The organism is Nocardioides sp. JS614 (genome assembly GCF_000015265.1).
Lineage (GTDB): Bacteria > Actinomycetota > Actinomycetes > Propionibacteriales > Nocardioidaceae > Nocardioides.
The window spans coordinates 3,800,068-3,825,568 of record NC_008699.1; the positions used below are offsets into that span (position 1 = coordinate 3,800,068).

General features: G+C 72.1%; 25 protein-coding genes and 1 riboswitch. Of the genes, 4 read left to right on the top strand and 21 right to left on the bottom strand.

Annotation, left to right across the window (positions count from 1 at the left end; all coding sequences use genetic code 11):
- Positions 1-4: 4 nt before the first annotated feature.
- The 3 genes from purH to NOCA_RS19635 all read right to left on the bottom strand — a co-directional run bounded on the left by purH (position 5) and on the right by NOCA_RS19635 (position 3,582).
- The gene (gene purH / locus NOCA_RS19625; protein ID WP_011757014.1) at positions 5-1,582 is read right to left on the bottom strand and encodes a bifunctional phosphoribosylaminoimidazolecarboxamide formyltransferase/IMP cyclohydrolase; all 1,578 of its coding nucleotides are present in this window, start codon (positions 1,580-1,582) and stop codon (positions 5-7) included.
- A gap of 20 nt (positions 1,583-1,602) precedes the next feature.
- Positions 1,603-1,679, bottom strand: a riboswitch (ZMP/ZTP riboswitch).
- A gap of 11 nt (positions 1,680-1,690) precedes the next feature.
- The gene (gene purN / locus NOCA_RS19630) at positions 1,691-2,317 is read right to left on the bottom strand and encodes a phosphoribosylglycinamide formyltransferase (protein WP_011757015.1); all 627 of its coding nucleotides are present in this window, start codon (positions 2,315-2,317) and stop codon (positions 1,691-1,693) included.
- Complete coding sequence (locus NOCA_RS19635; RefSeq protein ID WP_011757016.1) at positions 2,314-3,582, bottom strand: cell division protein PerM; 1,269 nt, start codon at positions 3,580-3,582, stop codon at positions 2,314-2,316. The genes purN and NOCA_RS19635 overlap by 4 nt, the downstream gene beginning before the upstream one ends.
- A 92-nt stretch (positions 3,583-3,674) precedes the next feature.
- On the opposite strand from NOCA_RS19635, the gene NOCA_RS26045 reads away from it, so the two are divergent.
- The 3 genes from NOCA_RS26045 to NOCA_RS19650 all read left to right on the top strand — a co-directional run bounded on the left by NOCA_RS26045 (position 3,675) and on the right by NOCA_RS19650 (position 7,360).
- Entirely contained in the window at positions 3,675-5,504 is a 1,830-nt protein-coding gene (locus NOCA_RS26045; protein ID WP_011757017.1) for a hypothetical protein, read from the top strand.
- A gap of 394 nt (positions 5,505-5,898) precedes the next feature.
- On the top strand, positions 5,899-6,411 hold the full coding sequence (locus tag NOCA_RS19645) for an RNA polymerase sigma factor (protein WP_011757018.1): 513 nt from the start codon (positions 5,899-5,901) through the stop codon (positions 6,409-6,411).
- Entirely contained in the window at positions 6,404-7,360 is a 957-nt protein-coding gene (locus tag NOCA_RS19650; RefSeq protein WP_011757019.1) for a hypothetical protein, read from the top strand. The genes NOCA_RS19645 and NOCA_RS19650 overlap by 8 nt, the downstream gene beginning before the upstream one ends.
- A 108-nt stretch (positions 7,361-7,468) precedes the next feature.
- Here NOCA_RS19650 and sucD read toward each other — a convergent pair whose 3' ends face one another.
- The 3 genes from sucD to NOCA_RS19665 all read right to left on the bottom strand — a co-directional run bounded on the left by sucD (position 7,469) and on the right by NOCA_RS19665 (position 10,132).
- Positions 7,469-8,362 (bottom strand): succinate--CoA ligase subunit alpha, encoded by an 894-nt coding sequence (gene sucD, locus NOCA_RS19655; protein ID WP_011757020.1) that lies wholly within the window; start codon positions 8,360-8,362, stop codon positions 7,469-7,471.
- A gap of 19 nt (positions 8,363-8,381) precedes the next feature.
- Positions 8,382-9,542, bottom strand: coding sequence for an ADP-forming succinate--CoA ligase subunit beta (sucC, locus tag NOCA_RS19660; protein ID WP_011757021.1), 1,161 nt, complete (start codon positions 9,540-9,542; stop codon positions 8,382-8,384).
- Positions 9,543-9,700: 158 nt separating this feature from the next.
- Entirely contained in the window at positions 9,701-10,132 is a 432-nt protein-coding gene (locus NOCA_RS19665) for a cobalamin B12-binding domain-containing protein (RefSeq protein ID WP_011757022.1), read from the bottom strand.
- A 197-nt stretch (positions 10,133-10,329) separates the two neighbouring features.
- Between NOCA_RS19665 and NOCA_RS28050 the strand changes: the two genes are divergently transcribed.
- Positions 10,330-11,295, top strand: coding sequence for a M23 family metallopeptidase (locus NOCA_RS28050; RefSeq protein WP_011757023.1), 966 nt, complete (start codon positions 10,330-10,332; stop codon positions 11,293-11,295).
- 12 nt (positions 11,296-11,307) lie between these two features.
- Here NOCA_RS28050 and pcrA read toward each other — a convergent pair whose 3' ends face one another.
- The 15 genes from pcrA to NOCA_RS19745 form a co-directional block, all read right to left on the bottom strand.
- Positions 11,308-13,701, bottom strand: coding sequence for a DNA helicase PcrA (pcrA, locus tag NOCA_RS19675; protein ID WP_011757024.1), 2,394 nt, complete (start codon positions 13,699-13,701; stop codon positions 11,308-11,310).
- A 62-nt stretch (positions 13,702-13,763) separates the two neighbouring features.
- Entirely contained in the window at positions 13,764-14,240 is a 477-nt protein-coding gene (locus tag NOCA_RS19680) for a hypothetical protein (RefSeq protein WP_011757025.1), read from the bottom strand.
- A gap of 11 nt (positions 14,241-14,251) precedes the next feature.
- Positions 14,252-14,614 (bottom strand): response regulator, encoded by a 363-nt coding sequence (locus tag NOCA_RS19685; RefSeq protein ID WP_011757026.1) that lies wholly within the window; start codon positions 14,612-14,614, stop codon positions 14,252-14,254.
- 33 nt (positions 14,615-14,647) lie between these two features.
- The gene (locus NOCA_RS19690; RefSeq protein WP_011757027.1) at positions 14,648-15,100 is read right to left on the bottom strand and encodes a chemotaxis protein CheX; all 453 of its coding nucleotides are present in this window, start codon (positions 15,098-15,100) and stop codon (positions 14,648-14,650) included.
- On the bottom strand, positions 15,097-15,492 hold the full coding sequence (locus NOCA_RS19695) for a response regulator (RefSeq protein WP_011757028.1): 396 nt from the start codon (positions 15,490-15,492) through the stop codon (positions 15,097-15,099). The genes NOCA_RS19690 and NOCA_RS19695 overlap by 4 nt, the downstream gene beginning before the upstream one ends.
- Positions 15,480-16,316, bottom strand: coding sequence for a CheR family methyltransferase (locus tag NOCA_RS19700; protein WP_011757029.1), 837 nt, complete (start codon positions 16,314-16,316; stop codon positions 15,480-15,482). Before NOCA_RS19700 ends, NOCA_RS19695 begins: the two co-directional genes overlap by 13 nt.
- Complete coding sequence (locus NOCA_RS19705) at positions 16,313-17,413, bottom strand: protein-glutamate methylesterase/protein-glutamine glutaminase (protein WP_011757030.1); 1,101 nt, start codon at positions 17,411-17,413, stop codon at positions 16,313-16,315. Before NOCA_RS19705 ends, NOCA_RS19700 begins: the two co-directional genes overlap by 4 nt.
- A 96-nt stretch (positions 17,414-17,509) precedes the next feature.
- The gene (locus NOCA_RS26055) at positions 17,510-18,415 is read right to left on the bottom strand and encodes a hypothetical protein (protein ID WP_011757031.1); all 906 of its coding nucleotides are present in this window, start codon (positions 18,413-18,415) and stop codon (positions 17,510-17,512) included.
- A 43-nt stretch (positions 18,416-18,458) separates the two neighbouring features.
- On the bottom strand, positions 18,459-18,668 hold the full coding sequence (locus NOCA_RS19715) for a methyl-accepting chemotaxis protein (protein ID WP_202944651.1): 210 nt from the start codon (positions 18,666-18,668) through the stop codon (positions 18,459-18,461).
- Positions 18,669-18,760: 92 nt separating this feature from the next.
- Entirely contained in the window at positions 18,761-20,317 is a 1,557-nt protein-coding gene (locus NOCA_RS19720; protein WP_011757033.1) for a methyl-accepting chemotaxis protein, read from the bottom strand.
- A gap of 48 nt (positions 20,318-20,365) precedes the next feature.
- Positions 20,366-20,785 (bottom strand): chemotaxis protein CheW, encoded by a 420-nt coding sequence (locus NOCA_RS19725; protein WP_011757034.1) that lies wholly within the window; start codon positions 20,783-20,785, stop codon positions 20,366-20,368.
- Complete coding sequence (locus tag NOCA_RS19730; protein ID WP_011757035.1) at positions 20,782-23,010, bottom strand: chemotaxis protein CheW; 2,229 nt, start codon at positions 23,008-23,010, stop codon at positions 20,782-20,784. The genes NOCA_RS19725 and NOCA_RS19730 overlap by 4 nt, the downstream gene beginning before the upstream one ends.
- Positions 23,011-23,107: 97 nt before the next feature.
- Positions 23,108-23,464: a hypothetical protein gene (locus NOCA_RS19735; RefSeq protein WP_011757036.1), complete on the bottom strand. Its 357-nt coding sequence runs from the start codon at positions 23,462-23,464 to the stop codon at positions 23,108-23,110.
- 26 nt (positions 23,465-23,490) lie between these two features.
- Positions 23,491-24,180 carry a response regulator gene (locus NOCA_RS19740; protein ID WP_011757037.1) on the bottom strand — a complete coding sequence of 230 codons (690 nt, stop codon included), beginning with the start codon at positions 24,178-24,180 and terminating at the stop codon, positions 23,491-23,493.
- Complete coding sequence (locus NOCA_RS19745; protein ID WP_011757038.1) at positions 24,173-25,495, bottom strand: ATP-binding protein; 1,323 nt, start codon at positions 25,493-25,495, stop codon at positions 24,173-24,175. Before NOCA_RS19745 ends, NOCA_RS19740 begins: the two co-directional genes overlap by 8 nt.
- Positions 25,496-25,501: the final 6 nt, after the last annotated feature.

Consider the following 25,501-nt stretch of genomic DNA (forward strand, 5'->3'; position numbering starts at 1 on the left):
CGGCTCAGTGGAAGAAGTGCCGGGTGCCGGTGAAGTACATGGTGACGCCGGCGGCCTTGGCCGCCTCGACCGTGAGCTCGTCACGGACCGAGCCGCCCGGCTGCACGATCGCGGTGACGCCGGCGTCGATGAGGATCTGCGGGCCGTCCTCGAAGGGGAAGAACGCGTCGGAGGCGGCGACCGATCCCGCGGCCCGGTCCCCGGCCCGCGAGACGGCGAGCCGGCAGGAGTCGACCCGGTTGACCTGGCCCATGCCGATGCCGACCGAGGCGCCGTCCTTGGCGAGCAGGATCGCGTTGGACTTCGCGGCGCGGCACGCCGTCCAGGCGAACGCGAGGTCGGCGAGCACCTCCGCCGAGGCGGGCTCCCCCGCGGCCAGCGTCCAGGTCGACGGGTCGTCGCCCGTCGCGTCGACGTGGTCACGCACCTGCACGAGCACGCCGCCGCTGATCTGGCGCAGCTCGGTGGAGCGCTCCTCGGCCGGGTCGGCGCAGCGCAGGATGCGGATGTTCTTCTTGCCCTGCAGGATCTCGACCGCGCCCTCGTCGTACGACGGCGCGACGATCACCTCGGTGAACACGTCGGCCACCTGGCGGGCCATCTCGACCGAGACGGGCCGGTTGACCGCGATCACGCCGCCGAAGGCGCTGACCGGGTCGCACTCGTGGGCGCGGCGGTGGGCCTCGGCGACGTCGGCGCCGACGGCGATGCCACACGGGTTGGCGTGCTTGATGATCGCGACGGCAGGCTCGTCGAAGTCGTACGCCGCGCGCCGCGCCGCGTCGGTGTCGACGTAGTTGTTGTAGGACATCTCCTTGCCGTGCAGCTGCTCGGCCCCGGCCAGACCGCCGCCCCCTGACGAATCGGTGTAGAGGGCGGCGTCCTGGTGCGGGTTCTCGCCGTACCGCAGCACGGCGGCCTTCTGCCAGGTCTCCCCGGCGAACTCGGGCCAGCCGTCCTCGGCCGGCACGTACGTCGAGGCGAACCAGCCCGCGACCGCGACGTCGTAGGCCGCGGTGTGGGTGAACGCCTCGGCTGCCAGCACCTTGCGCTGCTCGAGGGTGAACCCGCCTGCGGCGACGGCCGCCAGCACGTCGGCGTACCGCTCCGGCGAGGTCACGATCGCCACGGACGGGTGGTTCTTGGCGGCGGCCCGGACCATCGAGGGCCCGCCGATGTCGATCTGCTCCACGCACTCGTCGGGCGTGGCGCCCGACGCGACGGTCTCGCGGAACGGGTAGAGGTTGGAGACCACCAGGTCGAACGGCTCCACCCCGAGGTCGGCGAGCTGCTGGACGTGGGAGTCCAGGCGCCGGTCGGCGAGGATCCCCGCGTGCACGCGCGGGTGCAGCGTCTTGACCCGGCCGTCGAGGCACTCCGGGAAGCCGGTCAGGTCCTCGACCTTGGTGACCGGGAGGCCCAGGCCCTCGATCAGCTTCGCTGAGCCGCCCGTCGACACCAGCTCGACGCCGGCGTCGTGCAGGCCGCGGACCAGGTCCTCGAGGTCGGTCTTGTCGTAGACGGAGACGAGGGCGCGGCGGATCGGGATGCGGTGCTCGGGCGTGGACACGGGTTCGGACACAGAGAACTCCTGCTCGGAAGGGGGAGCACCCAGGCGGTCGATGCTCCGTGCGTCACTCCCCGGTGGTCACCCACCCGCGCCAGTCGTGTGGAGTCCAGCATAGGACCGTCAGGTCTCGTCACCGAACCGAGTGCGCCGGCCCTCGACGGTCCAGCCGGCCCGGGCCATCCGGCCGACCGTGTCGACCAGCATCGCGCGCTCGGCGACCTTGATCCGCTCGTGCAGCGTCTCGACGGTGTCGTCGTCCTCGACCGGCACGGCTCGCTGGGCGACGATCGGGCCGGTGTCGACCCCGTCGTCGACCACGAACAGCGTGCACCCGGTCACCTTGACGCCGTACGCGAGGGCATCGGCCGGACCGTGCATGCCGGGGAAGGACGGGGACAGCGCGGGGTGGGTGTTGACGACCCGGCCGCCGAGCCGGGTCAGGAACTCGGCCCCCACCAGCTTCATGAACCCGGCAAGCACGACCAGGTCGGGCTCGAAGCCGGCGACCGTGTCCGCGAGGGCCCGGTCCCAGTGCTCGCGGCTGGTGAACTGCCCGACCTTCCGCACGAACGTCGGCACGCCGGCCCGATCCGCGCGGGCGAGTCCCTCGATGTCGTCGCGGTCGGCGCCCACGGCGACGACGCGGGCGCCGTACGACGGGTCGGCGCACGCGTCGAGCAACGCCTGGAGGTTGGTCCCGGACCCGGACACGAGCACCACGAGACGAGCGGGGCGGCGTGGGGTCACGCGGTGGATTCTAGGGAACCGCGGCGATGGGTCCGACGCTGCCACCAGGTCATGAGAACGCCGCCGACCAGGCCGCCGAGGCCGAAGGCGGTGATCGCGTGCACGAGCACGTCGAACGCGAACGGTCCGACCTCGCGCATCCGGCCCGGCCCGACGGCCCCTCCAGCGACCACGGCGAGCAGCCCGAGCAGGAGTCCGGCCAGCGCGCCGCCCACGCAACCGCGCAGGGCTCCGTGGTCCCAGCGCAGCGTCGGGTAGCGGCGCTGCGAGCGGGCGACGGCGGCAGCGGCGACCAGCGGCGGCACCGCGAGGAGGTACGCCGTCCAGGCCGGGGTCGGTCCGTTCGCCGGGAGCGCGGCGAGCAGCGGGAACATCGGCAGCGGGCCGAGCGCGACGCCGGTCGGGGACACCAGTGTGTCGACGCCCACCGCGAAGCCCGGGCCGAGCAGGTAGGAGCCGGTGAACACCGCAGCGTTGGGGACCAGGGTCGCGGTCAGCGCCGCGTAGACGGTGCCGTCGCCGGCGCTCAGGTGCAGCCGGGACATCACGTTGGCCGCCGTACCGAAGTCCAGCGCGAACGCGACCAGGAAGACCAGCGCCGAGAGCGCGAGGTAGCCGCCGAGGACCCGCAGGCAGGCGGCGCCCGCGGCCCGCACCGAGGCGGGGACGAACGCGGCCCAGATCGCCGCGCGCCCCGAGCCCACCGCGATCGCGACCAGCCCGAACGTGGCGCACAGCAGCAGCGATCCGGCGACCACCCGCGGCAGCGAGGGTGCGGTCTCGGCGGTGGCCGCGAGGCGGAACGTGACGAGGGCCACGAGCAGGTAGCCGGCGAAGAACGCGGCAGCCGCGGTCGGGACCGTCCAGTCGCGCTCACCGTCGGCGATCCGGTCCGCGTCGGGTCCGTGGCCAGACACCGAGTCGCCGACCCGGTGCCCGAGGCGCCACACGGCCCAGGCGGCCAGCGCCGTCAGGCCGAGGGGTACGACGGTCACCGCGACGCCGTCGACGTGGATACCGGAGCCGTGGGCCAGCAGCCAGCCGAGCGCCCCCACCCGCAGTCCGTCGCGTGGGGTTCCGTGTGCGCCCGCGTCAGCCAGGAACCAGCCCACGACTCCGACGGCCAGGCAGATCAGGAGGGTCGCCAGCGCCGCGCTCGCCCCGCCGAGGACCGCGACCAGCACCAGGGGTCGCCGGTGGCGGGGGTCCGAGCGGTCCGCGCCTGCGAGGCGGGCGGCGGCCGAGCCGGTGAGCAGCGAAGTCATGGCTCCGCCATCATCACCGCCCGGGCAGGCCGATCCGGGCTCCCACGCCGGTTCGGCCGGGATGTCCCGATCGGGCTACCGTGGACGTCGCCATGAGGGACCCCGGTCAGTTCGACGAGTTCTACAAGGACGTCCGCACGCGCCTGCTGCTGCTGACGTACTGCCTGACCGGCGACCTCGGATCCTCCCGTGCCGCCGTCCGCGACGCGTTCGTGGTGGGCTCGCACCACTGGCGCAAGGTGACCCGCCTGGAGGACCCGGAGGCCTGGGTCCGGGTGCGCGCCTGCGCACACGCCCAGCGCCGCCACACCGCGAAGCTCTGGCACCGCGAGAAGGGCCTCGACCCCGAGGTGAAGGCCACGCTGGACGCGCTCGGCAAGCTGTCGCTGGGCCAGCGCAAGGTGCTGCTGCTGACCGAGCTGACGACCGCCTCGCTCGCCGAGATCGCTCGCGAGGTGGGGCTCCCCCGGCTGGAGGCCGAGCGCGAGCTGCAGACCGCGATGTCGCGGCTCTCCGTCCTGCGCGAGGTGCCGACCACGAGCATCCGCACGCTCTTCGACCCGATCCGCGCCCACGTCGACGACGGCCGCTGGCCGCGAGCCACGATCATCCGGCGGGCCGGGGCCGCCCGCCGTCGTACCCACACGGTGATCGGCGTCGCCGCGACCGTCGCCGCCCTGGTCGTCACCGGCACGCTGGTCACCGACGCGACCGGGGTGCGGCCGACGCTGGCCGGTGAGCGGATGGAGGCCCCCCAGGACCACAAGCCGTCGAGCTCGCCGACCCCAGACCCGGTCGACGTTCCCGAGGACACGCTCCTCACGGCCGAGCAGGTCGGCGCCCAGGTGCCCGGCTCGGGCTGGACGGTGACCCGGACCGACGACAACTCCGGTGGCGACGGCTTGGTGATGCCGTGCCAGGCGAGCCGGTACGCCGACCCCCGCGGCACCGCCGCCCTGGTTCGGGTCTTCGGATCCGCGGGCAAGGGCTCGGCCGAGACGGTCCAGGCCACGCAGGCCTCCCCCTCGGCCAAGGCCGCGGGTCGCGGCTACCGGACCGCGCTCTCCTGGTTCGCCGGCTGCGCCTCCGAGCGCGCCCAGCTGCTCGAGACCCGCGAGGTTGCGGGCGTCGGCGACGAGGCGATGCTCGTGGTGCTGCGCACCTGGGACGCTCCCGCCTCGACCGTGGTCGCGGGCGTCGCCCGGACCGGGCAGCTCACGACCACGGTCGTCAGCCGCTCGCCGGTCGGCCGGGCGCCGGAGCTGACGAAGTCCGCCGCCCTGCTCGGGTCGGCGGTGACCGAGCTGTGCGGCCGCACCGGCGCCGGGACCTGCTCGAGCCGGCCGCGCCTGCGGACCGTGCCGCCGGTCCCGGTCGCGACCGTGCCCGCCATGCTCGCCGAGGTCGACCTGCCGCCGGTGGGAGAGGTACGCCGACCCTGGGTCGGCACCGAGCCGCGCCAGGCACGGGACAACGCCGCGGCCACCGGCTGCGACCGCGCGGACTTCAGCACCAAGGCGATGAGCAACAACGTCACCCGGACGTTCCTGGTGCCCGGCGCGAAGCTGCGCGCCGAGTTCGGCCTCACCGAGACGATCGGCTCCCTCCCCGAACCGAAGGCGGCCGGCTTCGTCGACGACGTCCGCGACCGGCTGGCGAGCTGCTCGAAGAAGCAGATGGGCACCCAGGTGGACCGGATCCGCCAGCTCGAGGGCAAGCACCGCGACCTCACCGTCTGGCGGGTGACCACGGAGATCAGCGACCAGCGGTCGGTGAGCTACCTGATGGGCATCGTCCGCGACCGGACCTCCGTCGCGCAGGTCGGCTTCGTCCCCGACCCCGCCGGCGGGATGTCCGCCGACGACTTCGTCGCCCTGGTCGAGCGCGCGCTCGCGCGCCTCGAGGCGATGCCGCGCCCCTAGCCCGGACCCGGCCGGCTGAACCTGCGCAGAAATACGGCGCTCCTGCTGCATCTGTGGTTCTGCACCAGGCGGTGGGGCCTGGTCGAGGCTGGGGTCTCCGGGAGGTCATGCGGACGGTGTTACCGCTTGCTCCGTCTGCATGACGTCCCGCCAGAACCCGGCGGCCGGGAGCGAACCGCAACCGCCCGCCCACCGTGCCCCCTGCCAGCCTTGTCGGCCGTCACCCCAGGCCGTCCGCAAGCCACGCAACGCCCGACCCGGGGCTCTACGCACCCACTGATAGGTCAGGAGAGCCAGAAATACTCCCCGAGCGTGCAACCGTGGTGCGCGGTGAGGCGTATCCCCTACGACTCGGCACCGAGCCGGGCCGCACACAGACGGGAACCCTGGGTCGATGGACGAGCTCGAGTTCGACGAGTTCTACAGCGCGTCGTTCCAACGCATCGTGGGCCAGGTCTACGCGATGATCGGCAACCGTGACGAGGCACAGGAGTGCGTCCAGGAGGCGTTCGCGCGGGCCTGGGCGCACCGACGCAAGCTGGACCGCGCGGAGCACCCCGAGGCGTGGGTGCGGACCACGGCGTACCGCCTGGCGGTGAGCCGCTGGCGGCGTACGGCGCGGGGCCGCAGGCCGGTCGACCGGGCCCTCGGCGCGCCCACCGAGACGGCGCCGCCGAGCGAGGCACACGTCGCGCTGGTGGCCGCGCTCAAGCAGCTCCCCGAGGCGCAGCGACAGGCGTTGGTCCTGCACCACATCGCCGACCTCCCCGTCCACGACGTCGCCCGTGAGGTCGGCGTCCCCGAGGGCACCATCAAGGCCCGGCTCAGCCGCGGCCGCGCGGCGCTCGCCGCGATGCTCGCCGACGAACGACCCGGCGGTCTCCAGGAAGGAGCGAGCCATGCGTGACCCGATCGAGGAGCTCGAGAACTTCACCGTCCCAGGACCTCCCATGACTCCCCTCCCCGCCGCCGAGGTGCGCCGACGCGGCAACCGGATCCGCCGGCGCAACAACGCGCTGGCCGGCGCCGCCGCCGTCGCCGTCCTCGCTGCCGTCGTCACGCCGGTCGCGCTGCTCGCCGGAGACCACCAGGACCGCGACGTCCAGCCCGCGCCGGCGGTCAGCTGGCAGCAGGAGGTGCCCGACGACTTCCCGCTCGCGACCGACCTCTTCGGTGACCCGCCCGTCACCGCGGAGTCCGGGGTCGACGACATCGTGCTGTGCGGGACGACCGCCTGGTCACCCGCCGACCCGGTGGCGACCGTCGACCTCGCCGGCGCGCGCTTCGAGGAGAACGAGGCCTACCTCGGCCGCACGCTCGCCCTGTACGCCGACGGCGCCACCGCTGAGCAGGCCCTCGCCGCGCTGCGCTCGGGCGTCGAGGACTGCGCGCGGGATGAGAACGGCACCGGGCTGCCGCTGGTGCAGGAGACCGTCCCGGTCGACCTCGGCGAGGACGGTTTCGCGTTCATCCAGCGCTCGAAGGACGGCGACCTGCTCGCCGAGCTCACGCTCTGGGAGGTCGTCCGGTCCGGGAACGCGCTCTACCTCGACACCTCCTACGGCGCCGCCGGCGACGACCAGGCCGTGGCGACGGCGATCTCGAACATGACCCACCGCTCCGAGGTGGTCCGGGCCCAGCTGTGCGTGTTCTCGGCCGACCCGTGCGCCCAGCCGGGGCTCGAGTCCGAATCGCCGTCGCCGTCGCCGAGCATCGGCGAGGGCGCGGTCGGCGCGATCCCGCCCCGCTCGACCGAGGGCTCGCTCGACAGCGCCGCCCAGAGCGTCCCCGACGTCACCGAGGCCAACCGGGGCCTGGTCCCCGCCCTCTGCCGCTTCACCGAGCGCGGCTGCTGAGCGCCGCGGCGGTCGCCGTTGGTCGAGCAGCGGGCGCCAGCCGGACGAGATCCGGGGCGAACGGCCCCGGGCAAGCGCGTGCCCGGGGCCGTCGTCCTACGCGGTGGATCAGAGCGAGGCGAGGACCTCGCGCATGAGCTCGGCGGTCTCGGACGGCGTCTTGCCGACCTTCACGCCGACGGCCTCGAGGGCCTCCTTCTTCGCCTGCGCGGTGCCGGAGGAGCCGGAGACGATGGCGCCGGCGTGGCCCATGGTCTTGCCCTCGGGCGCGGTGAAGCCGGCGACGTAGCCGACGACCGGCTTGGTCACGTGCTCCTTGATGTACGCCGCCGCCCGCTCCTCGGCGTCGCCGCCGATCTCGCCGATCATCACGATCGCCTTGGTGTCCGGGTCGGCCTCGAACGCCGCGAGGGCGTCGATGTGGGTGGTGCCGATGATCGGGTCACCACCGATGCCGATCGCGGTCGAGAAGCCGTGGTCGCGCAGCTCGTACATCATCTGGTAGGTCAGCGTGCCGGACTTCGACACCAGGCCGACCGGGCCGGAGCCCGCGATCGTGGCGGGCGTGATGCCGGCCAACGCCTCCCCCGGCGTGATGACGCCGGGGCAGTTCGGGCCGATCATCCGGGTGCCGCCCGTGTTCGCGGCGCTCTGCAGGTAGGCGAACACCTCGGCGGTGTCCTGCACGGGCACACCTTCGGTGATCACGACGAGCAGGGCGATGCCGGCGTCGATGGCCTCGATGCAGGCGTCCTTGGTGAAGGCGGGCGGGACGAACACGACCGACACGTCGGCGCCGGTCTCGGCCATCGCCTCCTTGACCGTGCCGTACACGGGCAGGTCCTTGCCGCCGAGCTCGATCGAGGTGCCGGCCTTGCGCGCGTTCACGCCGCCGACGATGTTGGACCCCGCCTCGACCATGAGGGTGGTGTGCTTGGAGCCCATGCCACCGGTCATGCCCTGGACGATGATCTTGGAGTCCTTGTTGAGGTAGATCGACATTGCTTCGTGGTCTCCAGTCTCAGGCGTTCGCGAGCTCGGCGGCCTTGTCGGCCGCGCCGTCCATCGTGTCCACCATGGTCACGAGAGGGTGGGCCGCCTCGGTGAGGATCCGGCGGCCTTCGTCGGCATTGTTGCCGTCGAGCCGGATGACCAGCGGCTTGGTGGCATCCTCACCGAGGATGTCCAGGGCGCCGACGATGCCGTTGGCGACCTCGTCGCAGGCGGTGATCCCGCCGAACACGTTCACGAACACGGCCTTGACCTGCTCGTCGCCGAGGATCACGTGCAGGCCGTCGGCCATCACCTGGGCGTTGGCGCCGCCACCGATGTCGAGGAAGTTCGCGGGCTTGACCCCACCGTGCTTCTCACCGGCATACGCGACGACGTCGAGCGTGGACATGACCAGACCGGCGCCGTTGCCGATGATCCCGACCGAGCCGTCGAGCTTGACGTAGTTCAGGCCCTTGTCCTTGGCGGCGGACTCGAGCGGGTCCTCCTCCTCGCGGATCACGAAGGAGGCGTGCTCCTCGTGGCGGAACTCGGCGTTCTCGTCGAGCGAGACCTTGCCGTCGAGCGCCTCGAGCTTGTCGCCGGCCAGCCGCGCGAGCGGGTTGACCTCGACCAGCGTGGCGTCCTCCTCGACGAAGACCTTCCAGAGCGCGAGCACGGTCTGCACGGCCTGCTCGGTCAGCGCCTCGGGGAACTTCGCGTCGGCGACGATCTCCCGAGCCTTGGCCTCGTCGACACCGGCGCCCGGGTCGATCGGGATCTGGCGCACGGCGTCGGGGTTGGTCTTGGCGACCTCCTCGATCTCCACGCCGCCCTCGACGCTGGCGATGCACAGGTAGCGACGGTTGGCCCGGTCGAGCAGGAACGAGAAGTAGTACTCCTCCTCGATGCTGGCGGCGGGAGCGATGAGCACGCGGTTCACGCGGAGGCCCTTGATCTCCATGCCGAGGATCGCCTCGGCGTGCGTGCGAGCCTCCTCGGGCGTCTTGGCGAGCTTGACGCCGCCCGCCTTGCCGCGGCCACCGGCCTTCACCTGCGCCTTGACCACCACGACACCCAGCTGCTCAGCAGCGGCCTGGGCCTCGTCGGGGGTGTGGGCGACGATGCCGAGAGTGACCGGTACGTCGTGCTTGGCGAAGAGCTCCTTCGCCTGGTACTCCATCAGATCCACTGATCCACCATGTTCCTCTGTAGGAGCGGGCGGACGCGTTTGACGTCCGCGCGCCGCTGGGATGTCGCTCGGGTGTCCTCGGGCACCCTAGTCCGGACCCCGCGGGTACGACGAGGGCGGCCGGACGTGACGCGTGGCATACGACTCGTCGGTAACCCTCAGCCGGCGAAGTGCTCCGCGACCCAGCCGGTGATCTCGCCGGTCGCCGCGCCGGGGGTGAACACCTTGGCGACGCCGAGCTCCTCCAGCACCGGGATGTCCTCCTCGGGGATGATCCCGCCCCCGAAGACCACGATGTCGGCCGCGTCCCGCTCCCGGAGCAGCTCGAGCAGCCGCCGGAACAGGGTCATGTGCGCGCCGGAGAGGACCGAGAGGCCGATCAGGTCGGCGTCCTCCTGGATCGCCGTCTCCACGATCTGCTCCGGGGTCTGGTGCAGGCCGGTGTACACCACCTCGTGGCCGGCGTCCCGCAGCGCGCGGGCGACGATCTTGGCGCCCCGGTCGTGGCCGTCGAGGCCGGGCTTGCCGACCACGATCCGGATCCGCGGCGACGGGCCGGCCGGGCCCCCCGAGGGTGTGGTCGACGTCATGTCCGCAGGTTAACCCACCCCGAACCGCGCCGGAGGCACGCGTGACCCTGCCCACTCCGCCACCCCGTTCCCCGCCCGAACGGGTTCAAGTACCCGGTTCTCCTGCCGAAGATTCCCCAGAAGGTTTCCTGCGCCCGTGATCTTTCCGTTACAGTCGGGCGTCGCCGTCTGAACCCCGAGCAGCGGAGAACTTATTCATGGGCAACCACCGAGCGGAACGTCGCGGCCCCGGCCGCCGTCCCTCGGACCTCCCGACCCCGCTCGAGGCAGCGACCCCGGTCGCCGTCGGCGGCAAGCGCCGGGCGACCCCGCCGGCCAAGGCGCCGAAGCTGCTGAAGACCGCGAAGCCCCCGAAGCCCGAGAAGGCCGGTCCGGCGGTGACCGACAGGCCGGCCCGGCGCGCCCACCGCCACACGGCCCCGCGCGGACCGCTCTTCCGCGGCCTCCTCCCCTCGCCGCCGATCCTGCTCGGCGTCGCCGCCCTCGCGATCTCCGCGGGCGGAGCCCTGACCGTCGCGAACGGCGGCCTCGGCGAGGACGCGGCCCGGTTCACCCAGGCGAGCGCCCTCAGCGGCGCCAGTGACGTCTCCCGGGTCAGCATGCTCGACCGCGGCACGATCAGCCGCGACTCCCGCCGGGACGCATTGGAGGATCGCGCCGACGCCGAGCTCGTCGCGCAGGCCGAGGACCAGGCTCGCCAGCGCGACGCCGCGCTCGCGAAGCTGACCGCCCTGGCCCAGCAGCAGGCCGACAAGCTCCGCCTCAACCAGTGGGTCCTGCCCGTGGCCGGCTACCACCTGACCGCGGGCTTCGGCGACTACAGCGGACTCTGGTCGAACTACCACACCGGCTTGGACTTCGCGGCGCCCAGCGGCACCCCGATCGTGGCGATCGCCAACGGCGTGGTCACCTCCGTCGGCTACGACGGCGCGTACGGCAACAAGACCGTCATCACGCTCGACGACGGCACCGAGCTGTGGTTCGCGCACCAGACGTCGTACACGGTCAGCGTGGGCCAGGAGGTCCGCGCCGGCGATCTGATCGGGTACGTCGGCTCCACCGGCAACGTGACCGGCCCGCACCTGCACCTCGAGGTCCGCCCCGGCGCCGGCGACCCCGTCGACCCGTACCAGGCGCTCGTGGTCCACGGCCTGACGCCGTAGCGCGGACGAGCGCTACAGCTTCTCCACGGGCGCGTAGCGCAACAGCAGCCGCTTGACGCCCTCGGAGCCGAAGTCGATCGAGGCGACCGCCTTCTCCGCGACCCCCTCGAGCGCGACGACCGTGCCCATGCCGAAGGAGTCGTGCAGCACCCGGTCGCCGGGCTCGAGGCTCGGGATCTCGCGGGCCGGCTTGGCCCGGGCCGCCGCGTCGGCGCGGACGGCGGCGGCGGAGAAGTTCCGGCGGCCGGCCGCGGTGGGCGAGCCGAGCCGGGCGGCCGAGCCGCTCGCCAGGTCGGGGCGCCCCCAGCGGGTCTGGGCGGCCTCGGTGCGGCGCCAGTCGACCAGGTCGACGGGCAGCTCGTCGAGGAACCTCGACCCGGGGTTGTGCGAGGGCGCGCCCCACGCCGAGCGGACCACGGCCCGGGAGACGTAGAGGCGCTCGCGGGCCCGCGTGACGCCGACGTACGCCAGCCGGCGCTCCTCCTCGAGCTCCTGCTGCTCACCGAGCGAGCGCGCGTGCGGGAACACGCCGTCCTCGAGACCGGTGAGGAAGACGACGGGGAACTCCAGGCCCTTCGCGGTGTGCAGGGTCATCAGGGTGACGACACCGGCGTCCTCGGGGTCGTCGTCGGGGATCTGGTCGGCGTCGGCGACCAGCGCGACCCGCTCCAGGAAGTCCGCCAGGCCCGGCGCGACGGTGCCGGCGTCGACGTCGGCCGGGTCGGCGGACGGACCTGCGACGGGGTCGTCGGCGAACTCGCGCGCGACGGCGACCAGCTCGGCGAGGTTCTCCAGCCGGGTCTCGTCCTGGGGGTCGTCGCTCTCCTCCAGCGCGGTGAGGTAGCCCGAGCGCGCCAGCGTGGTCTCCAGGATCACGTCGGGGCGCTCGCCCCCGTCGACCATCGACTGGAGCTCCTCGATCATCGCGACGAACCCTTGGATCTGGGTCAGCGACCGGGTGGCGAGCCCCGGCGCGTCCTCCGCGCGGCGCAGCGCCTCCCAGAACGTGGTCCGGTCCCGCTCCGCGAGGGCGTTGACGCACGCGACGGCCCGGTCGCCGATGCCCCGCTTGGGGGTGTTCAGGATCCGGCGCAGCGAGACCTGGTCGGCAGGGTTGACCAGCAGCCGAAGGTAGGCGAGCGCGTCCCGGACCTCACGGCGCTCGTAGAAGCGGACGCCCCCGACCACCTTGTAGGGCATGCCGAGGCGGATGAAGATCTCCTCGAACACTCGCGACTGGGCGTTCGTGCGGTAGAACACGGCGACGTCCCCGGGCCGGTAGGCCTTCGCGTCGGTGAGCCGGTCGATCTCCTCGGAGACGAACCGCGCCTCGTCGTGCTCGTCGTCGGCGACGTACCCGACGATCCGCTCGCCGTCGCCGGCGTCGGACCACAGCCGCTTGGGCTTGCGCGCCTGGTTGTGGCCGATCACCGAGTTCGCGGCGGTCAGGATCGTCTGCGTGGAGCGGTAGTTCTGCTCGAGCAGGATCGAGGTGGCGTTCGGGAAGTCCTGCTCGAAGTCGAGGATGTTGCGGATGTTGGCGCCCCGGAACGCGTAGATCGACTGGTCGGCGTCACCGACGACCATCAGCTCGGCCGGCTCGATGCGCTCCGCGGACGGGTCCAGCTCCTCCATCCGGTCGGCGCAGAGCTGGTGGATGAAGGCGTACTGCGCGTGGTTGGTGTCCTGGTACTCGTCGACGAGCACGTGCCGGAACCGGCGCCGGTAGGTCTCGCGCACCTCGGGGAACTGCTGGAACAGGTGGACCGTGAACATGATCAGGTCGTCGAAGTCGAGCGCGTTGGCCTGGCGCAGCCGCCGCTGGTAGGTGGTGTACGCCGCGGCGTAGGTCTCCTCCAGGTGGTTGCGCGCGTCCTTGGTCGCCTCGTCGGGGTCGCGCAGCTCGTTCTTCTGGTTGGACACCCAGTGCAGCAGCGCGCCCGGCTGGTAGCGCTTCGGGTCGAGATCCAGGTCGTTGCAGACCAGCGTCATCAGCCGCTTCTGGTCGGCCGCGTCGTAGATCGAGAAGTTCGACTTGAACCCCAGCTTGTCGACTTCCTTGCGGAGGATCCGCACGCAGGCGGAGTGGAACGTCGAGACCCACATGATCCGGGCCCGCCGGCCGACCAGGTCCTCGACCCGCTCCTTCATCTCGGCCGCGGCCTTGTTGGTGAACGTGATCGCCAGGATCGACCCGGGGTGGGCCTTCCGCTCGGAGATCAGCCAGGCGATCCGGCGGGTCAGCACCCGGGTCTTGCCCGAGCCCGCTCCCGCGACGACCAGGAGCGGCGCGCCCTCGTGGACGACGGCCGCCCGCTGGGGCTCGTTGAGCCCCTCGAGCAGCTCCTCGCGAGTGGGTCCGCGGCGGGTCGGCTCCGGCCCGTCGGACGTGGGGGTGGCGGGCATGCCGGGCAGGGGGATCGAGATGCTCATGCTGTCCGCCAGCCTACGTGTCGGGACCCCCGGTCTCAGACGACGACCGTCACCACCGAGAGCGTGCCACTGCCGTAGCCGGCGATCTCGAGGGCCACGTCCTCGCGGACGCCCGGTGTGGCCGCGCACGACGCGATCTGCGGGGGCAGCGGGTCGTGCGGGGCGAAGGTCGACGACAGCCGCTGGTGCACCCCGGCGCAGTCGCCGATGGGCGCTGCGAGCACGTTCAGGATCTCCGAGACGTTCTCGAACAGGTTGTCGGGCAGCAGGCCGTCCTCGACGGCCGCGTCTGCGCCGCCCTTGGGGATCAGCGCGAGGGCGGCGCCGGCGTACGCCGCCAGCGGCAGGTCCATCACGGCGATGGTGGCCAGGTTGTGCTGGGGGTCGACGTACGCCGCGACCACAGGCCGGGGCGGGTCGAGGGTGACCGGGGCACCATCGCCCACGGCGACGTCGCGGCCGAGCAGGCCCTCGAAGACGTCCTTGATCAGCTTGCGGTCCGGGAGGCTCATCGTCGCGCCCCTCAGCCCAGCATGCCGGCGAGCGCGGACTCGAAGTGCTCGGGGGTGAACGGCTTGGCGATGAGGAACAGCGCGCCCGCTTCCGCGGCGGTCTTGCGCATCTCGTCGGAGCCCTCGGAGGTGACGAACCCGAACGGGACGGCGTTGCCGCTGCCGCGCAGGTCGCGGAGCAGCTCGATCCCCGTCTTGTTCGGCATGTTCCAGTCCGAGAGCACCAGGTCGGGCCTCTCCGTGGCGACCTTGTCGAGTGCGTCGGCACCGTCGGTGGCCTCCACGAAGTCGTGGTGCCCGAAGCCGGCCTGGCGCAGCGTGCGCAGCACGATCTGGCGCATGACCCGGCTGTCGTCGGCGATGATGATCTTCATGGTCGGGTGGTCTCCTCCTAGTGGGTGGTCGGGTCAGCTGGCCACGGCGTCGGGCACGATCTGGACGTGCACCGGGTTGCCGCGCCAGGACACCACGAGGCTCTCCTCGGTGGACGGCGGTGACGCGCTCGCCCGGATGCCCGGGAGGCCGAGCGTCATCGAGCCGCCGATGGCGCCCTTCACGCTGCCGCCCACGACGTTCAGGACCTCGCCGACCGCATCGTGGACGTCCGGCTCGTCGACCGTCTCGTCCGGGCCCATGCCCAGGAGAGCGCCCGCGATCTGAGCCGCGACGGAGCTGTCGCAGGTCAGCAGCAGCCGGCCGTTCCAGCCGCCGCGGATCTCGATGTGGGCCTGGAGGCCGGTCTCGAACTCCGCCGGTACGCCCGCGGGCCAGGGGTCGGCGGCCTCGAAGAGCATCGAGCCCCAGACCTGCTCGATCGCGGCGTGCACCAGGGCCTGGTCGGGCGCGCTGTAGGTGGTCATACGGGATCTCCCACGGTCGTCGGGGTCAGCCCGAGCAGGTCGAGCTTCTCCACGAGGGCGTCGCCGGTGAACGGCTTGATCAGGTACTCGTGCGCCCCTGCAGCCAGCGCGCGCACGATCCGGTCCTGCTCGCTCTCGGTGGTCACCATCATCAAGGTGATGGCGCGCCACTCGACCTGCTTGCGGACCTCGGTGATGAACGTCAGGCCGTCCATCACGGGCATGTTCCAGTCCACGCATGCCAGGACGGGCAGGTTCCCGTCCTGGGCGGCGAGGACGTCGAGCGCCTCCTGGCCGTCACCGGCCTCGAGGACCTCGAAGCCGGCATCGACCAGGATGCGACCGACGATCCGCCGCATCGCTCGGGAGTCATCGACAATCAAGGCACGCATGTGCGCTGTTCCTCTCTGATCCGGTACACGGAGGATCGTCCGGCCGGTACTCGTTCCCAGGCGTCGTCGACGCCCATGGTCATCTCGGCCGCACCGAGGAACAGGTGGCCGTCGGGTGCCATCACCTGCCGGACGCGGCGCAGGATGTCGCGCTTGGTCGCCAGGTCGAAGTAGATGAGCACGTTGCGCAGGAAGACCACGTCGAACTTCCCTATCGGCGGGAAGGGACGGACCAGGTTGAGCTGGCGGAACTGCACCTGCGAGGAGAGTGCCGAGCTGATCCGCCAGTTCAGGCCGGCGCGCTCGAAGTGGCGGACGAGGGTGGTCGCGGGCAACCCGCGGTTGACCTCCAGCTGTGAGTACTCGCCCTTGCTCGCCCGGTCGAGCATCTCCTGGGAGAGGTCGGTGGCGAGCATGTCGATCTTCCACCCCGAGAGCTCGGGGGTGTCCTGCGCCGTCATCAGGATGCTGTACGGCTCCTGACCGCTGGAGCAGGCCGCGGCCCAGACGCGGATCTCGCGCTTGCTGCGGGTCTTGGCGAGAGCCGGGAAGACCGACTGTCGCAGCGTGGTGAACGGGTCGGTGTCTCGAAACCACGACGTCTCGTTGGTGGTGAGTGCCTCGACCACGAGCCGCAGGGCCGACGGGTTGCGGCGGGTGGCGAGCTCGGCGACGAAGGCATCGACGCTCGCGTGGCCGCCCTGACGGGCGAGCGGCACCAGGCGGGACTCGACGAGGTACTCCTTGCCCGGCTCGAGGACGATCGCGCTCTCCGCTCGCACCAGCTCGCGGACGAACGTGAAGGCGTCGTGCCCGATGCTCATGACAGCGCTCCTGCCGGGACGAGGGACGGACGTTGGCGAGCGAGCCGGCGCAGGATCTCCGGTCCGAGCTCGAGAAGGGGCAGCACCCGTTCGGCCAGCCCCGCGGTGGCGACGGCGCCCGGCATCCCCCAGACCACGGAGGTGGCCTGGTCCTGGGCCAGGACGCTGCCGCCGCGCTCGACGATCAGCCTCGCGCCCTTGCAGCCGTCGGACCCCATGCCGGTCAGCACAGCGGCCAGCACCGCCGGGCCGACGGCGGCCACGGCGCTGCGGAACAGCACGTCGACGGCCGGCCGGCAGTAGTTCTCGGGCGGCGCCTGGGTGAGCCGGGTGCGGAGGCCGGCGGCGTCGGTGGTCACCTCGAGGTGGTAGTCGCCGGGCGCGATCGCCACGGTGCCCGGCCGCAGCGGCTGGTTGTGCTCCGCCTCGACGACGTCGTACGGCAGCTGCCGGTCCAGGCGGGCGGCGAACTGGCGGGTGAACAGGGGCGGCATGTGCTGCACGACCGCCACCGGGACCGAGAGCGGCGGCAGCGTGTGCAGCAGCGCGCTGAGGGCCTCGGGGCCGCCGGTCGAGCTGCCGATGACCAGCAGGCGGTGGCCTCCGAGCGGAGGCGTCGCCGGGGCGTGCAGCTGCACGGTGGCGGTCGGGGCGACCGTGACACCAGCGGGGTGCGGGGTGATGCCGCGTCGGGGCACCAGCGACTTGATCCGCGGGATCAGCGCCTCGCGGACCTGCTCCATCGAGCGGCCCACGCTGCCGACGTTCGCCGGCTTGGGCACGTAGTCGGAGGCGCCCGCGCCGAGGGCGTCCAGGGTCGCGACCGCGCCCCGCTCGGTGAGCGTGCTGAACATGATGATCGGTACCTTGTTGCCGGTCGCGCGGATGGCGCGGACCGACTCGATGCCGTCCATCTCCGGCATCTCGATATCCATGGTCACCAGGTCCGGCCTGAGCTGCGCGACCTTCTGCAGCGCGGCCCGGCCGTTCACGGCCGTGCCGACGACCTCGATGTCCGGGTCGGCGGAGAGCAGGTCGGACACCAGCTTGCGGATCACCACGGAGTCGTCGACCACGAGCACCCTGATACCGGGCATGGGCGTCCTCTCGTCCTGTCCGCCAGGCTGCGGACGTAGTGACCATCGGCGGCGCGGGCGGATACCTAAGGAGTGCGACGCACCCAGGTCCGGATGTCAGGCCCCGAAGATCGGTCCCTCGCCGTACACCAGGTGCCACGGGCGCAGCAGCACCGTCGAGGCGGTGGCCGGCAGCAGGTCGGCGATCGCCACCGCCTGCAGGACGCCGGAGACCGCGTTCCAGACGCCGTACGCCGCGTCCCGGGGCGTGAGCCCGGCGAGCTGGAAGGCGATGACGCCGGCGAGCTGGGCGTCGCAGGCGAGCCGCAGCCGACCGGCCATCGACACCGCCCAGCTCGCCTGGTGCATCGCCGGCGCCCACTCGGCCGTGCGCACCCGGTTCTCGTCCACGACCCGGCGCCAGGCGGCCCGGACCTCCTCGTCGCCGTCGGCCAGCCGGTCGAGCACCCGGTCGAGGCGGCCCATCCCGGTCGAGGCCGTCTCGTCGCGGGTCGGCAGGTCCGCGCGCAGGTACGGCGCGACCAGCGCGCGCCGCACTCCCGGGTCGAGCCGGTCCCCGAGGAAGCCGCTGACCGCGGCGTCGGACAGCACGTCCGCGGCGGCCGAAGCGGTCGGGTCCTGCACGCTCATCGGGCCGGAGTGGATCCAGGTCCAGTCCAGGAGCTCGTGCCGGACGAAGTGGTCCAGGGCGTGCGTGTCACCGAGCAGGCTCGTCTCGAGGCGACGCAGGAGCGTGGACGCCCCGGTCGTGACGGCCTCCTCGACGGCCGCGCCGGCCAGGGGCAGCATCGACCGGACGGTGGCCGCCCGCTCGTCGGCGCGTGCGGCGGCCCGCAGCCAGTCGCTCCGGCGCACCGGTCCCGGGTGCTGCGCGGCCCACGCGTCCAGGTCTGCGACGTCAGCGGTGAGCGCGGTCCGCAGGACGGCGGCCGCCTGGCGACCACGGCCGAGCCGGGCGAGGTCGAACCCGATCGCATGTCCGCCCAGCAGGGAGTACGGCATGGTGGCACTCCCCCTTCACGAACAGCGGTCCGGCCGGGCCGGGTCAGGACGTGAAGCCGGCGACGGCCCCACGCAGGTCAGTAGCCATTCTGGCGAGGTCGTCGATGGCACCGCGGGTCTTTGCAAGAGCCAGGGTCGTCGCATCGGCGGCGGCGGCGACGCCGGAGATGTTCGTCGCGATCTCACCCGAGCCCGTCGAGGCCTCCGCGACATTGCGCGACATCTCGTTCGTCGTCGCGGTCTGCTCCTCCACCGCCGACGCGATCGTCAGCTGGTAGTCGTTGATCGAAGCCCGAGATCCTCGGAGCTGCCGGGGCACTCATGGTGCGGCCCTTCCAGTTGTCGTCAGCGGCGGAAGCGGGTGACCTCGGAGCGCAGGTCCTGGGACATCCGGGCCAGCTCCTGGATCGCGGTGAGGGTCTGGTTGACCGCCTGCGTCGTGGTGTCGGCGGCGGCGGCGACGCCGGAGATGTTCGCCGCGATCTCACCCGAGCCCGTCGAGGCCTCCGCGACATTGCGCGACATCTCGTTCGTCGTCGCGGTCTGCTCCTCCACCGCCGACGCGATCGTCAGCTGGTAGTCGTTGATCGAGGCGATGATCGCCGAGATCTGCCCGATCGCATCCACCGCACCACCGGTATCGGCCTGGATCGCCTCCACCCGACGCGCGATGTCCTCGGTCGCCCGCGCCGTCTCCTGCGCCAGCTCCTTGACCTCGTTGGCCACCACCGCGAACCCCTTGCCCGCCTCACCGGCACGAGCCGCCTCGATCGTCGCGTTCAACGCCAACAGGTTCGTCTGCTCCGCGATCGAGGTGATCACCTTGACCACGTTCCCGATCTCCTGGCTCGACGCCCCCAGCTTGCCCACCGTCTCGTTCGTCGACTCCACCATCGACACCGCCTGCGACGCCACCCGCGCCGCCTCGTTCGCCGACTGCGCGATCTCCCGGATCGACGCCCCCATCTGCTCCGAACCAGCAGCCACCGTCTGCACGTTGCGCGAGACCTCCTCCGCAGCACCAGACACCACACCGGCCTGCACCGAGGTCTCCTCCGCACCCGCAGCAATCTGCTGCGACGACGCCGACAACTCCTCCGACGCAGCCGCCACCGCATCCGCCGACCCCACCACGGTGCTGATGATGCCGCCGACCGAGTCGATGGAGGCGTTCAGCGCGCACTCGAGCTCACCGAGCTCGGCGGTGGACCTCTCCTCGGCGCGCTGCGTCAGGTCGCCCTCGGCGAAGCCCTTCAGCACGTCGACGCTGCGCCGCAGCGGCACGGTGATCGAGCGCCCGATCAGCCAGGCGATCACCGACATCACGATCATCCCGACGATGCCGACGGCGACCAGCAGCGTGGCCGCACGGCCGCGGGCCGAGTCCGCGGCCGACTCCTTGGCGGCCGTGTCCGCGTCGACCTTCTCGATGGCGGCGGAGAGCAGCACGTCCATCGCGTCGTTGGCCGTCTGCACGTCCTCGACGTTGACGCGCGCCGCGCTCTGGTTCGCGATCGCGGAGTCCACGAAGTCGCCGATCGCGGTCTCGTAGTCGGTCCAGGCCTGGCGGAACTCCGGAGTCGTGATCGACAGCCCCAGCGCGTCGATGTCGCCCACGATCTCGTCGATCGTCGCGATGTCGTCCACGACGTCCTGCGCGATCGCCTCGTTGTCGGGGTAGGCGACGGCCTTGAGGCCGTCGACCTTGAGCTCGGCGGAGCGCGTGTCCAGGTGGTACAGGTACGCCCGGGCGTCTTGGTACTTCCCGATCACCTCGGCATCCCGGTCGACCGCACGGAGGTTGAGGAGTGCCGAGCCGCCGACGACCGCGCCGGCGACGACGCCGATGCCGACGATCGCGGCCAGGCGACGACCGACGGTCAGGGTGACAGGAGAGTTCATGGGCGTGCCTTCGTGAGTGAGGTGGGGTGCCAGAAGGTCGAGCAGGCGTCAGGCCGCGACGGCGCGGTCGACGTCGAGGGCCAGCAGGAGCTCGCCCTCGAGCTTGTACGCCCCGAGAAGAAGATCGCGCGAGACGCCGACGAGCGTGTCCGGCGGCGGCTCGAACTGGTCGTCGTCGACGTCGACGACGGAGCCGATCGTGTCGACCATCAGGGCGACGGGCTCGCCCGCCACCCGGATCACCACGAGCATCGGCTCGGTGTCGCCATCTCGGTCCGGCAGGTCCAGCAGCGCGCGCAGGTCGATCGCGCTGAGCACCTGGCCACGCAGGTTGATCAGGCCGGCGAGGGTGACCGGGGACAGCGGGATCCGCGTCCGGGTCTGTCCTCGCAGGACCTCCTGAACCGCCTCGACGTCGACGCCGTACAGGTGTCCGTCGAGGGTGAAGGTCACCATCCGGGTGCTCACACCGCCTCCTGGAGCTCGTCGCGGAGATCGATCTCGACGTCCGAGTCGGAGTAGAACTTCGGGTCGGCGGCGAGGATCGCCGCGCGTACGTCGAGGACCTCGACGATCCGGTCGCGGATCAGCGTGGAGCCGACCAGGCCGTGGTCGTCGATGTCGCTGTGGACCTCGGACTCCTCGTCGACGATGTCGATGATCTCGTCGACCACGATCGCGACGCTGCGTGCGCCGGCCGAGTAGACGACGACCACCAGGTCGTCGCCGGCGCGCTCGCTGATCGCGCCGAGGTGCCGGTCCAGCCGCAGCAGCGGCAGGATCGCGCCGCGGTACTGGACGACCTCGCGGCTGCCCACCACCTCGACCGTGCTGGCCGCGATGTTCTCGAGGCGGGTGACCGAGGAGAGCGGGATCGCGACGCGGCGGCCGCCACCGATGCCGGCGACCAGCATCCGCAGGTGCTCCCGGGACGTCTTGGTCTCCTCGGCGGCGGTGCCGGCGGCGCCGCGCTCGAGGGCCTCGGCGGTGAGCGCCCGTCGGGCGAGCGCCTGGACGTCGAGGATCAGGGCCACCCGGCCGTCACCGAGGATGGTCGCGCCGGAGTAGGTCCCCAGCGACTTCAGCCGGGAGGTCAGCGGCTTGACCACGATCTCCTCGGTGCTGAGCACCCGGTCGATGACCAGGCCGAAGCGCTTGCCCTCGGCCTGGAGCACCGCGATGAGCACGTGCCCGTCGGACCGGTCGGACTCGACACCGAGGACGTCGGTGAGGCGGACCAGCGGGAGCAGGGCGCCGCGCAGGCGGTAGACGGACGCGCCGTTGACGTCCTCGACCGCAGTGGCGGCCCGGTCGGCGTCCAGCGCGACCAGCTCCAGCAGGCTGACCTGTGGGATCGCATACCGGTCGCCCGCACACTCCACGGTGAGCGCCGGCACGATCGCCAGCGTCAGGGGGATCCGCAGCCGGCAGGTGGTGCCCCGGCCGACGACGGACTCGACCTCGATGGTCCCGCCGATGGCCTCGATGTTGGTCTTCACGACGTCCATGCCGACGCCGCGCCCGGAGACGTTCGTGACCGACTGCGCGGTCGAGAACCCGGGGAGGAAGATCAGCTGGAGGATGTCGGCGGGCGACATCTGAGCGAGCTGGGCGGTGGTGCGCAGGCCGCTGGCCAGCGCCTTCTCGGCGATCCGGTCGGCGTCGATGCCCGCTCCGTCGTCGCAGACCTCGACGACCACCTGGCCGCCCTCGTGGTAGGCGCGCAGGGTCAGCACGCCCTCAGCGGGCTTCCCGGCTGCGATCCGGCCCGCGGGGTCCTCGAGGCCGTGGTCGACCGCGTTGCGGACCAGGTGGGTCAGCGGGTCCTTGACGGACTCCAGGAGCGAGCGGTCGAGCTCGGTCTCCCGGCCCACCATGGCCAGGGTGACGCTCTTGCCGCAGGCCGCGCCGAGGTCGCGCACGACGCGCGGCAGCTTCGACCAGAGATGATCGATCGGCTGCATGCGGGTCTTCATGACTCCCTCCTGCAGCTCGGTCGCGATCAGGTTGAGGCGCTGGGCCGACCGGGTCAGGTCGAGGTCGTCCTGGTCGCCGGCCTGCCGCACGATCTGGTTGCGGGTGAGCACCAGCTCACCGACCAGGCGCATCAGGGTGTCGAGCAGCTCGACGTCGACGCGGATCGAGGACTCGGCGACGTTCCGGCGGGTCGACGAGACCTCCTCGGTCGCCTCGACGGCCGTGGCAGTGGGCGTGGGGGTGGGCACCGGCTCGGCGGCGACCTCGGCCTCGACCTCCACCGCGGCCTCGGGCTCGGGCAGCAGCTCGGCGATGGGGGTCGGGGCGGCGTTGCCCTCGAGCACCGCGGTGATCCGCTCCACGACCTCGGTGACGTCGATGTCGCCCTCGGTGCCGCAGTCCTCGATCACTGCCAGGAGCTCGCGCACCTTGTCGACCATCGCGAGCAGCACGTCGGTGGTCTGCGGGGTCATCGACTGCTTGCCGTCGCGCAGACGGGCGAGGAGGTTCTCCCCGACGTGGGTCACCGACTCGAGGTTGCCGAACGCCAGGAACCCGCTGGTCCCCTTGATGGTGTGGATGGTCCTGAAGATGCTGCCCAGCAGGTCACGGGACCCGGGCTCCCTCTCGAGCGCGACCAGGTCGCGATCGAGCTGGTCGAGGTTCTCGTGGCTCTCCACGAGGAACTCCTGGACGATCTCGTCGATCTCTTCCACCGTGTCGGCCCTCTCGTCGGGTGACGTACGAGGGCCTCATCGGCCGAATCCGCACCGATCTGAGACAGGTGCAGACATTTGTGCAGGTTGTCGCAGGTCAGGCGTGGGCGGAGGCCCAGAAGACGGCGACGCAGATGTTGGCCACGGTGAGGATCAGGAGCAGCGCCCACAGGCCGTTGGCGATCCGCTCCTTGCGCAGGTTGGCCATCACCAGAACGAGGATGACCAGGCCGATGACGCCCTTGACCGCGATCTTGGCGTTGTCCAGGGTGCCGCCATCGGCCTCGATCACCCCGACCAGGAGCAGGCCGGCGACGAACGCCGTCCCGGCGCCGTCGCGCATCAGGGAGTTCACGGTCTTCTCCGGGCTGCGCGCCTGCACGAGCAGCCCGCCGACCAGGGCGGCGAAGCCGAGCATGTGGACGACGAGCAGGACGTGGCGCAGGAACTCCATGGGAGGAGCCTAGGCGGTGCCGGCTCCTAGAGCAGCCGGCGGTCGGAGGCCCAGCGGGTGAGCTCGTGGCGCGAGGAGAGCTGGAGCTTGCGCAGCACGCTGGACATGTGGGTCTCGACGGTCTTGATCGAGATGAACAGCTCCTTCGCGACCTCCTTGTAGGCGTAGCCGCGGGCGATCAGGCGCATCACCTCCCGCTCGCGCTCGGTGAGCCGGTCGAGGTCCTCGTCCACCGCGGCGACGTCGATCGAGCCGGAGAACGCGTCCAGGACGAAGCCGGCCAGCCGGGGCGAGAAGACGGCGTCGCCCTCGGCGACCCGGCCGATCGCCTGGACCAGCTCGGGACCGGTGATGGTCTTGGTGACGTAGCCGCGCGCCCCGCCGCGGATGGTCCCGATGACGTCCTCGGCGGCATCGCTGACCGACAGGGCGAGGTAGCGGGTGTCCGGGGAGGCGTGCGAGGCCGTCACCCTGCGCATCACCTCGGCCCCACCGCCCCCGGGCAGGTGGACGTCGAGCAGCACCACGTCGGGGCGGTGGGTCGAGACCGCCGCCACCGCCTCGTCCACGTCGGCGGCCTCGGCGAGCACCCGGACCAGCCCGCGGCCGGCGCTCTCGAGCTCGGCGCGCACTCCGCGCCGGAACATGGCGTGGTCGTCGACGATCACGATCGCCGCCGGTCCCCCGGCGCGGGACGCCGGGTGCTGCTCACTCATCGTTCTCCTCCTGTCGCGACTGCCGGGACAGGTGCAGGCGCACCTCGGTCCCCTCACCGGGCACCGACCGGATCTCGGCCGTGCCTCCGTGACGCTGCATCCGGTCGACGATGCTGCGGCGCACGCCGTACCGGTCGGTGGGCACCATCGCAGGATCGAAGCCGCGGCCGCGGTCGCGGACGAAGACGTCCACCGCCGTCTCGGTGACCTCCGCGTAGACGTCCACCTTGCCGGTGCCCGCGTGCTTGGCGGCGTTCGTCACCGCCTCGCCGGTCGCGTTCACGACCGGCCGCAGCGCCTCGTCGAAGTCACAGTCGCCGACGGTCACGACATCGACGGACACGCCGTACTCGTCCTCGACGCGCGCGGCGACGCCGCGTAGCGCGCTGGCGACGGTGCGCTCGTCGGTGGAGTCACCGGCGTAGAGCCAGGACCGCAGGTCGCGCTCCTGGGCGCGGGCCAGGCGGGCGACCGCGGTGGCGTCGTCGGCGTTCTTCTGGATCAGGGCAAGCGTCTGCAGGACCGAGTCGTGCAGGTGGGCGGCGACGTCGGCCCGCTCCTGGGTGCGCACCCGCTCGGCGCGCTCGTCGCTGAGGTCGGCGGCGAGCCGGTAGATCCACGGCCCGATCACGATCGCGAGGCCGACGATGCTGAGCAGCGCGGCGACCGTGACGTCGCGCGCCATCCCGATGGAGCCGCCGCGCACCGAGTAGAGGAAGACCGCCAGCACGATGAGGAGCACGCCGAGGCCGACGCGGGCGTACGACGCCCAGCCGCCGGGCCCGAACACGACCCGCACCGGGTCGATCCGGCCGGTGCTGTCGAGCCAGCGCTCGCGCTGCGCCTCGTCGGCCTGCCGCCAGAGCAGGGCGATGCCGACGACGGCGATCGTCATCGGCCAGAAGATCGCCCCGCGACCCAGCACCGCCTCGAGCAGCAGGATCGCGCCCAGGCCGAGCGCCGCCAGCGCGATCGCCGGCCCGATGTCGCCGAGCCGCCGGATCCGACCGGGGCGGCGGCCGCCACGGGTGGCGCTCTCGATGCCGGGAGCGCCGGTCTCGAAGTGGGCGTCCGAGGGGAGCAGCCACCACAGGCCGGCGTAGAACGCCACCCCGAAGCCGCCCAGGAACGCCCCCAGCACGAAGCCGGCGCGCACCCAGAGGACCGGGAAGCCGAGGTGCCTGGCCAGGCCCGCCGCGACCCCGCCGAGGATCGGCTCCTGGGTGTCCCGGGTCGCCCGCCGGCCGCCGTACGGGACCGCCGCCGATCGCGGGTCGGGCCGGCCGGCGTCGGCGGTGGCGTGTGCGCTGCTCATCTCCCC

Bases quoted from the DNA above. Each gene is read 5' to 3' on its own strand.
- NOCA_RS19685 (WP_011757026.1), bottom strand. From the start codon at position 14,614: ATGAAGATCATCATCGCCGACGACAGCCGGGTCATGCGCCAGATCGTG.
- NOCA_RS19680 (WP_011757025.1), bottom strand. From the start codon at position 14,240: ATGAGCCTCCCGGACCGCAAGCTGATCAAGGACGTCTTCGAGGGCCTG.
- NOCA_RS28050 (WP_011757023.1), top strand. From the start codon at position 10,330: ATGGGCAACCACCGAGCGGAACGTCGCGGCCCCGGCCGCCGTCCCTCG.
- NOCA_RS19705 (WP_011757030.1), bottom strand. From the start codon at position 17,413: ATGCCCGGTATCAGGGTGCTCGTGGTCGACGACTCCGTGGTGATCCGC.
- NOCA_RS19645 (WP_011757018.1), top strand. From the start codon at position 5,899: ATGGACGAGCTCGAGTTCGACGAGTTCTACAGCGCGTCGTTCCAACGC.
- NOCA_RS19700 (WP_011757029.1), bottom strand. From the start codon at position 16,316: ATGAGCATCGGGCACGACGCCTTCACGTTCGTCCGCGAGCTGGTGCGA.
- NOCA_RS19690 (WP_011757027.1), bottom strand. From the start codon at position 15,100: ATGACCACCTACAGCGCGCCCGACCAGGCCCTGGTGCACGCCGCGATC.
- NOCA_RS19720 (WP_011757033.1), bottom strand. From the start codon at position 20,317: ATGAACTCTCCTGTCACCCTGACCGTCGGTCGTCGCCTGGCCGCGATC.
- NOCA_RS19745 (WP_011757038.1), bottom strand. From the start codon at position 25,495: ATGAGCAGCGCACACGCCACCGCCGACGCCGGCCGGCCCGACCCGCGA.
- NOCA_RS26055 (WP_011757031.1), bottom strand. From the start codon at position 18,415: ATGCCGTACTCCCTGCTGGGCGGACATGCGATCGGGTTCGACCTCGCC.
- NOCA_RS26045 (WP_011757017.1), top strand. From the start codon at position 3,675: ATGAGGGACCCCGGTCAGTTCGACGAGTTCTACAAGGACGTCCGCACG.
- pcrA (WP_011757024.1), bottom strand. From the start codon at position 13,701: ATGCCCGCCACCCCCACGTCCGACGGGCCGGAGCCGACCCGCCGCGGA.
- NOCA_RS19635 (WP_011757016.1), bottom strand. From the start codon at position 3,582: ATGACTTCGCTGCTCACCGGCTCGGCCGCCGCCCGCCTCGCAGGCGCG.
- NOCA_RS19735 (WP_011757036.1), bottom strand. From the start codon at position 23,464: ATGGAGTTCCTGCGCCACGTCCTGCTCGTCGTCCACATGCTCGGCTTC.
- NOCA_RS19650 (WP_011757019.1), top strand. From the start codon at position 6,404: ATGCGTGACCCGATCGAGGAGCTCGAGAACTTCACCGTCCCAGGACCT.
- NOCA_RS19695 (WP_011757028.1), bottom strand. From the start codon at position 15,492: ATGCGTGCCTTGATTGTCGATGACTCCCGAGCGATGCGGCGGATCGTC.
- NOCA_RS19665 (WP_011757022.1), bottom strand. From the start codon at position 10,132: ATGACGTCGACCACACCCTCGGGGGGCCCGGCCGGCCCGTCGCCGCGG.
- NOCA_RS19740 (WP_011757037.1), bottom strand. From the start codon at position 24,180: ATGAGTGAGCAGCACCCGGCGTCCCGCGCCGGGGGACCGGCGGCGATC.
- sucD (WP_011757020.1), bottom strand. From the start codon at position 8,362: ATGTCGATCTACCTCAACAAGGACTCCAAGATCATCGTCCAGGGCATG.